We start from the raw sequence: 12,709 nt of genomic DNA on the forward strand, positions 1-12,709 counted from the left end.
ATGGCCCGCATGACGATGATCGAGGCGTTGAGGAGCGCCATGGATGTGAAATTGGCCGACGATCCCTCCGTCATCCTGTTCGGCGAGGATGTCGGCTATTTCGGTGGCGTGTTTCGCTGCACTTCCGGGCTTCAGGCTCGTTACGGCGAAGAGCGCGTGTTCGATACGCCGATCAACGAAAGTGCCATTGTCGGTCTTGCGGTAGGCATGGCGGCACAGGGAATGCGCCCCTGCGTCGAAATCCAGTTCGCCGACTATATGTATCCCGCCTACGACCAGATCACCCAGGAGGCCGCACGCCTGAGACACCGCTCCAACGGGCAATTCACCTGTCCGCTCGTGGTGCGGATGCCGACAGGCGGCGGTATTTTCGGTGGCCAGACTCATAGCCAAAGTCCGGAAGCCCTGTTCACCCACGTGGCAGGGCTCAAAGTCGTCATCCCCTCCAATCCCTATGACGCCAAGGGCCTTTTGATCGCAGCCATCGAAGACCCGGATCCGGTGATTTTCCTGGAACCGAAGCGCATTTATAACGGCCCCTTTTCCGGTGATCCGCATGCCAAGTCGATGTCTTGGGCGGCGCATCCGGCGGGCGAAGTGCCGGAAGATCACTACAGCGTTCCCCTCGGCAAGGCCGCTATTTGCAGGCACGGTTCGGATGTGACCGTGCTGGCCTATGGAACCATGGTCCATGTGGCGCAAGCCACCGTCGATCAGACCGGCATCGATGCGGAAATCATCGACCTGCGCACGCTTCTGCCACTCGATCTCGCCACCGTGCGTGCATCCGTCGAAAAGACCGGCCGCTGCGTCGTCATCCACGAAGCGACCCGGACCAGCGGCTTTGGCGCAGAACTGATCGCCGAAGTTCAGGAGGCCTGCTTCTGGCACCTGCGCGCGCCTGTGCTGCGCGTCGCCGGCTGGGATGCACCTTATCCGCATGCGCTGGAATGGGATTACTTCCCTGGTCCTGACCGGATCGCGCGCGCGTTGAAACAGGTCATGGAGGCATAGATGACGATCAGCAGCATCAAGGTGCCAGATGTCGGCGAGGGCGTCGCGGAAGTCGAAATCGTCGTTTGGCACGTCAAGCCAGGCGACCTCGTCCGTGAGGACGATCTGCTCGCTGACGTGATGACGGACAAGGCAACGGTGGAAATTCCCAGCCTCTTTGCCGGAACGGTTGTCGATCTCGGCGGAGCGGTTGGCGAAACCTTGGCGGTGGGCGGCGTTCTTTGCCGGATAGAACACGCGGGCACGGGCGTTGAGCCCGAAGTCAGAAACGCCGCACATGCTGGAGAGAGCGCCGAAACCGCCTTGGAGCTGAGCCTGGTAAAGCCCAAGCAGGAACCCACGCCGGACATCTTAAAGCCCGCGAAAGCCGAATCGCCTACCGCCCAAAAACCTCCAGCCGGAATACCAAGCGCCCCACGCCCGAAAGGCCAAGCACCCCTCGCCTCGCCCGCGGTGCGCGATCGAGCCCGCCGCGCCGGCATCGATCTGCGGACAGTACCGGGCAGCGGCCCTGCGGGCCGGATCACGGATGCCGATCTTGACGCCGTCTTTGCCGCACGCTCAACGCCGCCATCCTCTGCTTCCCCGCGGCAGCGGAAGGAGGGCACGGAGCGCATTCCCGTGATCGGTCTTCGGCGCAAGATTGCCGACCGTATGGCTTTGGCCAATGCCCGCATTCCCCATATCACCGTGATCGAAGAGGTTGATGTCAGTACGCTGGAGGATCTGCGCGCAACGATGAACGATGAGCGGGGCGAGCGTCCGAAGCTGACCCTGCTTCCCTTCCTGGCCGCGGCGTTGAAGCGCGCCTTCATCGATCATCCGGAGATGAACGCGCATTTTCTCGACGATGAAGGCGTCATCGAACGGCACAACGCAATTCACCTCGGCATTGCAACGATGACGCCGAACGGGCTCGTTGTGCCGGTGCTGCGCAACGCAGAAACATATGGCCTTTTCGGTGCAGCAGGTGAAATCGCCCGACTGGCAGACGCTGCTCGCCAGGGCAAGGCGACGCGCGAGGAGCTTTCCGGCTCCACCTTCACGATCACCTCGCTGGGACCGCTCGGCGCCCTCGCCACGACGCCGATCATCAACCATCCGGAAGTGGCAATCCTCGGAGTAAACCGAATGGCGGTCCGGCCGATGTGGGACGGCACGCAATTCGTGCCTCGACGGATGATGAACATTTCGGCAAGCTTCGATCATCGGGTCATCGATGGCTGGAATGCCGCAACTTTCATCCAGCGGCTTCGTGCCTTGCTGCAGACGCCGGCGCTGATCTTCATGGAGGATGAGGCATGACAGCGAAAGCCAGTAAGGTGCTGATCATTGGGGGCGGACCTGGCGGCTATGTTGCAGCCATCCGCGCCGGTCAACTGGGTCTCGATACGGTTCTCCTCGAGGAAGGTGCGGTTGGCGGTACATGCCTGAATGTCGGGTGCGTTCCCTCCAAGGCACTCATCCACACAGCTGAGGTGTTTTCTGACGCAAGCGCGCTGGCATTCGACAACCCGTTCGGTATTACCTCCGCCGCGCCTCAAATAGATCTCGCCCGGGCAGTCGCCTGGAAGGACGGGATCGTTTCGCGCCTTACGAGCGGCGTTGCGACACTCCTTCGAAAGGCGGGGGTCAATGTCTTCCAGGGCCGCGCCCAGATCATGGACGGCAAGACCGTCGAGGTGACGGCAACGGACGGCACGGTCGAAACGCTCCGCTGCGAAAACCTCGTGATCGCCACAGGCGCGCGCGCCCAGACCATACCCACTCTGCCCTTCGGCGGCGACATCCTGTCATCGACCGAGGTGCTGGCGCTCGAAACGGTTCCGAAGCGCCTTTGCGTAGTGGGTGGCGGCTATATCGGGTTGGAAATCGGTACAGCCATGGCCAAGCTTGGCGCGCAGGTGACGATTGTCGAGGCGGCCCCGCAACTTCTGCCGCTTTATGACGGCGATCTCATCAAGCCTGTCGCCAGGCGGCTGGCTGCGCTCAATGTCCAAGTTCTCACCGAGGCACGCGCACAAAACTATGCCGACGGGCAGCTTGAAGTGATGGTGGGAGAGACGCGCGAGCTCATTGCTGCAGATAAGATTCTTGTCACGGTCGGCCGCGTACCGAACATCGACGGCTTCGGGCTGGAAACGCTCGGGCTCGACCGCAACGGACGATATCTCGCTGTCGACCGACACTGCCGCACCTCGATGCGTGGCGTTTATGCGGTTGGCGATGTTACTGGCGAACCGATGCTCGCACATCGGGCGATGGCGCAGGGGGATCTTGTGGCACGCGTCATAGCAGGAGAACCGGTCGTCTGGGACAAGCGTGCCATGCCGGCTGTTTGCTTTACCGATCCGGAGATCGTCGTCGTCGGACAGTTGCCCATGCAGGCAGGCGATGCAGGTGTCGCAGTCTTTCCCTTCACGGGCAATGGCCGCGCAATGACGCGGGACCGCGATGATGGCTTCATTCGCATCGTTTTCACCCGGGAAAGCGGATTGGTTCTGGGGATCCAGGCAGTCGGGGCTGGCGTCTCGGAAATAGCCGGACAGTTCGCGCTGGCGCTCGAAATGGGCGCGACACTCACCGATATTGCCGCGACCATCCAGGCCCATCCGACGCAATCGGAGGCGGTACAGGAGGCGGCGCTCAAGGGGTTGGGCATGGCGCTGCACATCTGAGAACGCAGTGGCTAGAGCATTATTGGTGCGAGATGGATTCCTATCCCGCACCTGATGTCGGCGAAGCTGAGAGGCTGCTCTCGATCGTCCAACAGGCGATGCGCCTATTGCTCAGCAAGAAAGCCGGCAAGAACCTCGTTGAACCGCGCCGGTGCCTCGATGAAGGAAAAATGGGCTCCCCCGTCTGCTTCTTCGAAGATCACAAGATGAGACCCTTTGATCTGCGCGTGAATCCATTCCTGTGAGCGGGGATTGACGTGGCTGACGCGCCCGCCAATCACCAGCGTCGGCCGGTCGATGCGAGCGAAAATGTCGCTCCAGTCGATCGAACAATGGTCGACGAAGAGATCTGCGATATGAACGGCGTTGACGCGAAGGTTCTCCTGTAGCAGCCAGGCCTTCAGATCCTCCGGGATGCCCTTGGTGATCATGCCGTCCAGGAAGGCGCCGCGCGCCGCGTTACCTTCAGCACCCTTGATCTGCTCTGCAATGGCGACCATCGTGGCTGCGTCGAATAGGGCGCCGGCATTCAAGATATCCTCATCGCTCATGCCGGCCTGCCGCACAACGGCTGCTGGCTCGTCAATGAGGATCAGCTTGTTGATGAAGGACGTACCAAAGATATCTATCATCGCCCAGAGGACAGAGGCACCCATCGACCAGCCAAGCATCGTGGCGTTTTCGATCTTCTCGTGTGTCATCAGTTCCATGATATCCGCTGCGAAGCGGAAGATGCGAAAGCCGCGTGCGGCATCCGGCGACCTCCCATGGCCACGAAAATCCACCGCGACCACGCGGTGTGTTGCCGAGAAGTGTTCGATCTGGTGCCGAAACATGGCGGCCGATTGCGACCAGCCCGGCAGCATGACAAGCGCTGGCCCTTGACCCACATCCGTATAGGCCAGGACGGCGCCGTCGCTTGTCGTGAAATTCTTCTGCATGTCTGCTCCTCCCCCTGTTGTTCTTCTTGGCCGGCCTCCCTGACCCGCCTGTTGGTGATCCACTTTTTCAATAGCGCATGAAGCCGCCATCCACATTCAATGTGACGCCCGTAATGAAGCTCGCCTCATCCGAGGCCAAGAAGCCAACCGCTTCGGCAATGTCGTGTGGCTCGCCAGGTCTTCCGACGGGTATTGTCGAGATGATCTGCTCTCTCTGCGCATCGGTCAGCGTCGATGTTAGCGCAGTATCGGTGAGACCGGGACAGATGGTGTTGCAGGTCACGCCGGAGCGGCCGGCCTCCCGCGCGATCCCCTTGCTGAAGGCGATGACACCCCCCTTTGCCGCGGCATAGCAGCTATTACCGAACATGCCGCCGCCCTGTTGGCCAGCGATGGACGCAATGTTGATGATGCGGCCCCAACCGGATGCGGTCATGTCCGGTAAAAAAGCCTTTGTCAGCAAAAAGACCGCCGTGAGATCGATGGTCATGAGCCGCTGGAATTCCTCAAGCTCTACGGTCTCGACCGGACCCGTAGACACGACACCGGCATTGTTCACCAGAATGTCGATGCGTGCGTGCTCCTGCCTCACTTCCTCGGCCAAGCGTAGGACATCGCCTGGCTGGCCAAGATCGACCGCAGCGAAGCTCGACGAACCGCCATTTTCGACAATCCGTGCGACGCCATACTCACCGGCGGCAAGGTCGATGTCCGAAATGATGACATGGGCACCCTGCCCCGCAAGCCGCTCAGCAATGGCAAAGCCTATGCCCCGTGCAGCACCGGTTATCAGTGCGACGCGCCCATTCAGTTCTCGTTGCATGCTTCCTCCGGCAGCGATACCATCGCCAGGCCCCAGTCTCCTCGAGACAATGATTAGGATTGAGACGAACGCCGGGCAAACGACTTCTGGTTTCTCGGCCGTTAAGCGGAGCTTCACAATGACACGTCTCAGCGTTCCCTTGAGCGCCCTCGAAATTTTCGCTGAGGCAGGCCAGACATGCTCGTTCCGAGTTGCCGCTGAACATCTCGCCCTGTCGACAAGCGCGGTCAGCCAAGCGGTCCGAAAACTTGAAGAGCGCTTGGCTTGTCCACTGTTTCGGCGCGTCGGAAACGGGCTGCAACTGACTGTGGAAGGCGAAAACCTGCTGAAGCATGTGGTGAAGGGTTTCGATGAAATGCGTCTTGGACTGCAGTCACTCACCGACGCGCGGGATATGCCCATCTCGATCTCCAGCCCGCCGGGACTGGCAAGCCAACTTCTCCCCGTCGTCGTACAATCGCTTCTGGCCGAGAAAATCCGCGACATCAGGATCGTGGCGGATGAGGCACCGGACTTCAAACGTTACCGAGATTTCGACGTCGCCATCCTCTATGGAGAGCCAGCATCTAAAATCCACGATCTGGAGTCATTAGGGCCGGATGTCTTCACCCCTGTTTGCGCTCCGAGCCTCAAGGCGCGCCTGCAAAGCGCCAGCGATCTGGCCGACTGCGCATTGATCGTCAACGAGACAAACGCTGTCACATGGAACGACTGGCTTGAACTCAATGGCATCGCGGCGGCCAAGGTGAACTGGCTCAGATTCAACCGCGCCTCTCAGATCATACCGGCGGCCCTCTCCGGCTTCGGCATCGCACTGGAGTCGCTCCGCGTCCTCGCGCCGCAGTTGGAAACCGGTGAACTCGTCCGCTGCGATCTGCCCGGCACAAGGGCCATCGCGCGCGACCTGACATTCCTGCATGTCACCAAGCGGCAGGATCGGGTCGATCGCGTTCAGAAGGTGGCGGACCTTATCCGGGCCGAATGCATGACGAACAACGATGGCTCGCGACGTGCCTTTTCGGGTTAAGCGGCGGAACCTCGAAAGACCAAGCGATCCGATCATGAGAGTGGGTTGACCACTCTCATGAGTCGCAAAGTTCGTGATGTGCGACAAATCCCGACATCGTCTTCATCACACGCAACGTTACCTCAACGTGACCGGCAAAACGTCTAGACAGGCGATGTTGACGACCGTCATGCTGGTTGCGGTCGCCGCAAGAGGCGCACCATAGTCATCGACTAAGTCTGCTGTTTGAAGCCACCGATTGTGTCCTCTGAGCATCATCATCCGCAAACTGTCACGAGGGCGGTTGGCAGCGGAAGATTTCTCCGCTACAAAATCGGCACCGCTGCAGATCGAAAAAGGGAGGCGTGGCATGACATATACATCCATCGAAACCTTCCCGTGCGGAATGATCCGACGTTAGGTCATTTCAATTCGCGGCCCGCTTGAGGGTACGCGGCAGGCGGCTTCAACAAGCCCTTTACAACGCCACCGATCTGCCGGGACTATGTCGTGTCCTGTTCCGGCTTCATCTTTCAACTGTCTATTATGGAGCCGGCTTCATCTGATGGCCGGACTGTTTCAATGGCTCGCAAGAAGCTCGACTTCCGCGCCGATGCGTATCGCAACGTGCTCGGCTTTGTATTTCGTCAATGGACGCACGGTCCTGCCCTGGTCGGGGGCATCATTGTCCTGGTTGTTGCCAGCACACTGGCAGAGGTTCTCGTTCCGGTCTTCTCCGGCCGGATCGTCGATGCGATCGCCGGTGGCAACGCGGCCGATGGCGCTCTTCGCGCCTTCCTCGTCGTCACGACTCTCGGTCTCACCAGCGTCGTGCTGCGCTGGTTCATCTATAATGGCATCATCCGGCTGACGCTGCGTATCATGGTCGATGTGGCCAATAGCGGCTTTCACAAGGTGCAGCGCTTTTCCACCGACTGGCATGCCAATAGCTTCGCCGGCTCGACGGTGCGCAAGATCACGCGTGGCATGTGGGCGCTCGATTCACTGAACGATGTGCTGCTCATCGCACTGCTGCCATCCATCGTCATGCTTATTGGCGCCAGCATCGTGCTTGGCAGCTACTGGCCCGTCATGGGGCTGATCGTGGCCGCGGGCTCGCTGATCTATATCGGCGTCACAGTCTTGCTTTCGATGGGCTACGTGTCGCCTGCCGCCAAGCTCGCCAATGCCTGGGATACCAAGCTCGGCGGGGCGCTTGCCGATGCCATCAGTTGCAACTCCGTGGTCAAAGCCTTCGGTGCGGAAGATCGCGAGGAATCGCGGCTGAGCCATGTTCTGGCCAAATGGGACAGTCGCACCCGGCGCACATGGCGCCGCGGCACCGTGAACGGCACCATCCAGGGCTTTATGATGGTCTCGATGCAGGCGGGCATCCTCGGCACCGGCCTCATCATGTGGGAGCGCGGACTGGCGTCCGCGGGCGACATCACCTTCGTGCTGGCGATGTTCTTCGTCCTGCAAGGATACCTGCGTTCGGTTGGGCAGGACATCCGCAACCTGCAGCGTGCGGTCAACGATATGGAAGAATTGGTTTTGCTCGACAAGACACCGCTCGGCATAGAGGACAGGCCCGGCGCAAAGCCGATTGCTATCGGCGATGGCGAGATTGTCTTCGACCGCGTTACCTTCCAGTATGGCGCCCACCCCACCCCGCTCTACGACACGTTTTCCGTCGCAATCAAGCCCGGCGAACGGGTTGGCTTGGTCGGTCATTCCGGCTCCGGCAAAACGACCTTCGTCAAGCTCATCCAGCGGCTCTACGACGTCAACTCCGGCACCATTCGGATCGACGGGCAGAATATCGCAGAGGTGACCCAGGCAAGCCTGCGCGGCCAGATCGCCATTGTCCAGCAGGAGCCGATCCTCTTCCACCGGACGCTTGCCGAAAACATCGCCTACGGCAGACCGAACGCATCGCGACGCGAGATCGTCAACGCGGCAAAACAGGCAAGCGCGCATGATTTCATCATCAGCTTGCCCAAAGGCTACGAGACGATGGTGGGGGAGCGCGGTGTCAAGCTGTCAGGTGGGGAACGTCAGCGCGTCGCCATCGCTCGCGCCTTCCTGGCCGATGCACCCGTGTTGATCCTGGACGAGGCGACGTCAAGCCTCGACAGCGAGAGCGAAATGCAGATCCAGCAGGCGATGGAGCGCCTGATGGAGGGCCGCACAACGCTCGTCATCGCTCACCGCCTGTCTACGGTCCGCGCACTCGACCGTCTTCTCGTGTTCGACAAGGGCAAGATCGTCGAGGAAGGCGACCACACGTCGCTCGTCCGACTGAAAAACGGAATCTACCGTCGCCTCTTCGAGCGGCAAGCGCTGGAACTCACAAAGGGACTGGCGATGTAACGGAGGTGCGTGGTCAGTTCTAAAAAGCCTGCTCGGTGTGGGCTCTTTTCACAGGCCACAGCTTGTTGAGATCATGCACGAAAGGACCCGGAGCCGCCTCCGCAAACGCGGCTCTGGTCTTTTGCCCGAGTGCGACTGCTTCAAAAGAAGCACAAGCTTTCAATCGTGAAGTTACTGCTGAAGGGGTGAAGACACTGGGCGTTCTACTTGGGATCGCGCGGGACACGCTGGAGTGACCATTGTCAAGAATTTAAGCGACAAGCTTCTTCCCGCGTCGTATGGTGCTTCGCACCCAACGGATCGTCGCCATTTTGCAGACTGATCGCGGTCAGCAGTCGAGGTTTCCGTGTGTCAGCTATTTTGAAGAATAACGTAAAGCAGTCGGGTAACGGACGGCGGCCAATGATATTTGCTCATGGCTATGGATGCGACCAGCAGATGTGGCGACTGGTCGCGCCGGCTTTCGAGGATCGTTTCAATGTCGTCACCTTCGACCATGTCGGCGCTGGAGGCTCTGACCTATCGTCCTATGATCGCCAGAGATACTCAAGCATTGACGCTTACGCCGACGACATTGTCGATATCGGTCGCGAACTCGACTTCAACGACGCCATCATCGTCGGTCACTCTGTGAGCGCGATGATTGGAGCTGTGGCCTCCATCAAAGCGCCGGAGATGTTCTCCTGCGTCGTGATGGTCGGCCCTTCGCCGCGCTATATCAACGACGGATCCTATATCGGCGGCTTTGAACAAGAAGACATCGACGAATTGCTTGCATCGCTTGCCGAAAATCATATTGCCTGGTCCAATGCGATGGCGCCTACAATCATGGGCAATAGCGACCGTCCAGAGCTTGCCAGCGAACTCGCCGACAGCTTCTGTCGGATGGACCCTGAAATTGCCCGAACCTTCGCCCGGGTGACGTTTACCTCCGACAACAGGGCGGATTTGCCCAAGGTGACGGCGCAGGTGCTTGTCTTACAGTGCCGTGACGATATCATCGCCTCAGAGAATGTGGGCCGCTACGTCGCGGACGCAATCCCGCATGCGCAGTTCGTCATGCTTGATGCCACGGGGCACTGCCCGAACCTCAGCGCGCCGCAGGCCGTTATATCCGCCATAAAGGGTTTTGTGTAATCGACGCGTCGCTACCCCCTGCCCCTGCCTTGGATTATCCCGACGATCTGTTCGAGAGAGCGCCGTGCGGCTATGTGGTGCTGAACTCCCAAGGCATGATGGCGAGGGTCAATCAGACGCTCGCGGAGTGGATCGGCCAGGAAAAAGAAGAGCTGCTGGGCAAACGGATGACGGTCTTGCTGACTGTGGCGGGCAACGTCTTCTACGAGACGAATTTCGAGCCGACCCTGCGCTTGCAGGGATTTTGCGAAGAGATCGCCTTTGATCTCAAGACGAAGAGCGGCAAGCGGCTCCCTGTGACGGTGAGTGCAAGGGGCAGGCTTGGCGGCGACGAGGCAGGTGTGACGCTTGTCACGGTCTTTCGCTCCGTCAAGCGGCGTCAGCTCGAACGAGACCTTCTGCAAGCCAGGCAGGCTGCTGAAAACGCAAAGGAAGCGTTGGCGAACATCAATGCGTCGCTGCGCACCAACATCCGCCGGGCGGTGGGCAAGAAACGTGAAGCGCAACGCGTGCTTCTTGCTGAGCAAGAGACGGGCGAACTGCGCGAGCAATTCGTTGCCGTCCTCGGCCACGATCTTCGCAACCCACTTGCTTCCATCTCAGCTGCCGGACGTGTTCTGGCCCCGGAACTCACCAGCGAACGCGGCAAGCGCGTTCTTCAACTGATGGCCGGCAGCGTGTCGCGCATGTCGGGACTGATCGACAACGTGCTGGATTTTGCCCGTGGCCGGCTGGGCGGCGGTATCCATCTGATGAGAGATCCAACGTCTCCCATCGCTCCGGTAATCGAACAGGTGATTGAAGAACTGCGCAGCAGTGCTCCCGGTCGCGACATTCTTTCGACCTTGCTGATACCGCACCCGGTCAATGCCGATCATGCCCGGCTTGGCCAACTCGTGTCGAACCTCCTCGGCAACGCCATCAGCCACGGTGATGCCAGACACCCGATCTTCATCGATGCGAGACTTGCGGACGACGGAACTTTCACTTTGTCTGTGACGAACAAAGGGAAAGAGATTTCGCCAGACAGGATGGAGCGATTGTTTGAGCCCTTCGTTCGTGGAGACACGCGAAATGACAAGGGATTGGGACTGGGATTACACATCGCATCGCAGATCGCGAGAGCCCATGGTGGTACACTCTCGGCGACATCCCAGAATGGTGAGACGCGCTTCACCTTTATCATGCCGCCTTTCTCTTCCGACGACGAAGGTTGATCGGGCTTTCCTTCGGGCATTGATTTAAAGCGGCCTCTCACTCAAGGCTGGTGAACCCTGACGCTCATCCCATGCTTCCATCGACCCCACGGCTCGCGCTGAACGCATTTGTCTGGGCTTACCGCGATCGATGTCGCCTGAGCCGTCGCGACGTATAGCGCGTTGAACTATCCGGCATCGGCCACGTTTACGAACGCAACAATGGAGACCTTGCAATGACAAGATTGCTCGTCGCCCTGATCTTCGTTCTCGTATCATCGCAGGTATTTGCCATGAACAGCCTATCCGACCTGACCTGGAAGAAGCGCGTCATCATCGTGTTCGCAGATGCCGGCGACCAGCGACTGGAACGGCAGGTGAAAATCCTCACCGATCGACGCCCTGAGCTTGAGGAGCGAGACCTTGTCGTGATCAGCGTCACCAATGACGAGGCGTCCACCGCTTTTGGAAACGTGGCGAAGCCTGATGCGGCAGCATTGCGAGATGAGGCCGACGTCAAGAAAGGCAGCTTTCAGGTCATCCTGGTTGGAAAAGACGGGGGCATCAAGTTGCGGAGCGACACCGTCGTTCCCGACGTAGAGCTATTTGACGTCATAGACCGAATGCCGATGCGACAGGCCGAACGCGGCTGACCGCAGGCAAGGCTCTCCTGAAAGCTCGCATAACACGAGACGCATACCTCGTACTCTGCCGATCAACGACGAATCTGGCATGAGGTCCAGCTGAACCCTGCAACATCGACCCGAAAACCGGACTCGATTTTCGGAAGGCATGACGCGTCGATTAAAAAGGTAACGCGTCCTTTGTGCGTCCAATAGGACGCACTGCGCTTTGGCGTGATTTACAACTCGGCAGCGCGCCGCCACGACGACGACCGCGATCACTCACCTCCGCAGGAAGACCGCAAAAAGGGGAGCGCTGGCATCGTCCGCGCTCCCCTCTCATCTCGGGCAATCAGACGTTAGTTGGCCGGGCAGTTCGTGTTGCCGCTCATCGAACCCTGGCTGCTGGTGGTGCCGGCCGGGCAGTTGGTGTTGTTAGTGTCACCGTTCGGCGTCTGGGAATTGGTGCCGCTCGTGTTGCCTGAACCGGGTGTCGTCGTGCCGGGCGCTGTGGTGGTGCCAGAACCGGACGTACCAGCGCCGGAGCCACCGCCAGACGAACCGCCAGTCCCGGCACCGGTACCAGTACCTGTACCCGTCCCAGCACCGCCTGAACTGGCGCCAGCTCCAGCACCACCCGTGCCCGCGCCTCCGCTGCCACCAGATCCGCTACCAGCACCCTGCGCCATTGCCAAAGATGCAAAACTCAAAGCGAAGACCGCTCCCATAAGGATCTTTTTCATCTGCTTTCCTCCAAGCATTGTTGTTGCTGCCCCGGTCCAACAACATGGCGGTAAGCCTGTTCCCAAATATATCTGTTGCATGGGAAGGAACAAACCCCCGCGCCTGGACCCGGCGACCTCGATCGGAAAATGATATCGACGCTCCGGCGGATGGGCTGGGAGGCCATCAAATCAA

The 12,709-nt window shown here is 59.7% G+C and carries 11 protein-coding genes; 8 read left to right on the plus strand and 3 right to left on the minus strand.

Annotation, left to right across the window (positions count from 1 at the left end; translation table 11 throughout):
- From AC07U5_RS14950 to lpdA, 3 genes are read left to right on the plus strand one after another with little or no spacing between them, the layout of a single operon-like run.
- Positions 1 to 1,014 (plus strand): alpha-ketoacid dehydrogenase subunit beta, encoded by a 1,014-nt coding sequence (locus AC07U5_RS14950; protein ID WP_494723475.1) that lies wholly within the window; start codon positions 1 to 3, stop codon positions 1,012 to 1,014.
- Positions 1,015 to 2,319 carry a dihydrolipoamide acetyltransferase family protein gene (locus AC07U5_RS14955; RefSeq protein ID WP_494723476.1) on the plus strand — a complete coding sequence of 435 codons (1,305 nt, stop codon included), beginning with the start codon at positions 1,015 to 1,017 and terminating at the stop codon, positions 2,317 to 2,319. It begins immediately after the preceding gene.
- The gene (gene lpdA / locus AC07U5_RS14960) at positions 2,316 to 3,692 is read left to right on the plus strand and encodes a dihydrolipoyl dehydrogenase (RefSeq protein WP_494723477.1); all 1,377 of its coding nucleotides are present in this window, start codon (positions 2,316 to 2,318) and stop codon (positions 3,690 to 3,692) included. The genes AC07U5_RS14955 and lpdA overlap by 4 nt, the downstream gene beginning before the upstream one ends.
- A gap of 104 nt (positions 3,693 to 3,796) precedes the next feature.
- Here lpdA and AC07U5_RS14965 read toward each other — a convergent pair whose 3' ends face one another.
- The gene (locus AC07U5_RS14965) at positions 3,797 to 4,633 is read right to left on the minus strand and encodes an alpha/beta fold hydrolase (RefSeq protein WP_494723478.1); all 837 of its coding nucleotides are present in this window, start codon (positions 4,631 to 4,633) and stop codon (positions 3,797 to 3,799) included.
- Between the two features lie 67 nt (positions 4,634 to 4,700).
- Positions 4,701 to 5,456: an SDR family NAD(P)-dependent oxidoreductase gene (locus tag AC07U5_RS14970; RefSeq protein WP_494723479.1), complete on the minus strand. Its 756-nt coding sequence runs from the start codon at positions 5,454 to 5,456 to the stop codon at positions 4,701 to 4,703.
- Between the two features lie 118 nt (positions 5,457 to 5,574).
- Between AC07U5_RS14970 and AC07U5_RS14975 the strand changes: the two genes are divergently transcribed.
- From AC07U5_RS14975 to AC07U5_RS14995, 5 genes are all read left to right on the plus strand, one after another.
- Positions 5,575 to 6,483: a LysR family transcriptional regulator gene (locus tag AC07U5_RS14975; protein ID WP_062442130.1), complete on the plus strand. Its 909-nt coding sequence runs from the start codon at positions 5,575 to 5,577 to the stop codon at positions 6,481 to 6,483.
- 561 nt (positions 6,484 to 7,044) lie between these two features.
- Complete coding sequence (locus AC07U5_RS14980) at positions 7,045 to 8,835, plus strand: ABC transporter ATP-binding protein (RefSeq protein ID WP_494723480.1); 1,791 nt, start codon at positions 7,045 to 7,047, stop codon at positions 8,833 to 8,835.
- A gap of 348 nt (positions 8,836 to 9,183) precedes the next feature.
- Positions 9,184 to 9,972, plus strand: coding sequence for an alpha/beta fold hydrolase (locus tag AC07U5_RS14985; RefSeq protein ID WP_494724253.1), 789 nt, complete (start codon positions 9,184 to 9,186; stop codon positions 9,970 to 9,972).
- A gap of 29 nt (positions 9,973 to 10,001) precedes the next feature.
- On the plus strand, positions 10,002 to 11,189 hold the full coding sequence (locus AC07U5_RS14990; RefSeq protein WP_494723481.1) for a PAS domain-containing sensor histidine kinase: 1,188 nt from the start codon (positions 10,002 to 10,004) through the stop codon (positions 11,187 to 11,189).
- A gap of 215 nt (positions 11,190 to 11,404) precedes the next feature.
- Positions 11,405 to 11,821, plus strand: a complete 417-nt coding sequence (locus AC07U5_RS14995) for a DUF4174 domain-containing protein (protein WP_494723482.1) — start codon at positions 11,405 to 11,407, stop codon at positions 11,819 to 11,821.
- Between the two features lie 329 nt (positions 11,822 to 12,150).
- Here AC07U5_RS14995 and AC07U5_RS15000 read toward each other — a convergent pair whose 3' ends face one another.
- Positions 12,151 to 12,534 (minus strand): hypothetical protein, encoded by a 384-nt coding sequence (locus AC07U5_RS15000; protein ID WP_165807536.1) that lies wholly within the window; start codon positions 12,532 to 12,534, stop codon positions 12,151 to 12,153.
- Positions 12,535 to 12,709 lie beyond the last annotated feature (175 nt).

This window comes from Agrobacterium sp. GW821-FHT02D03, assembly GCF_059421725.1.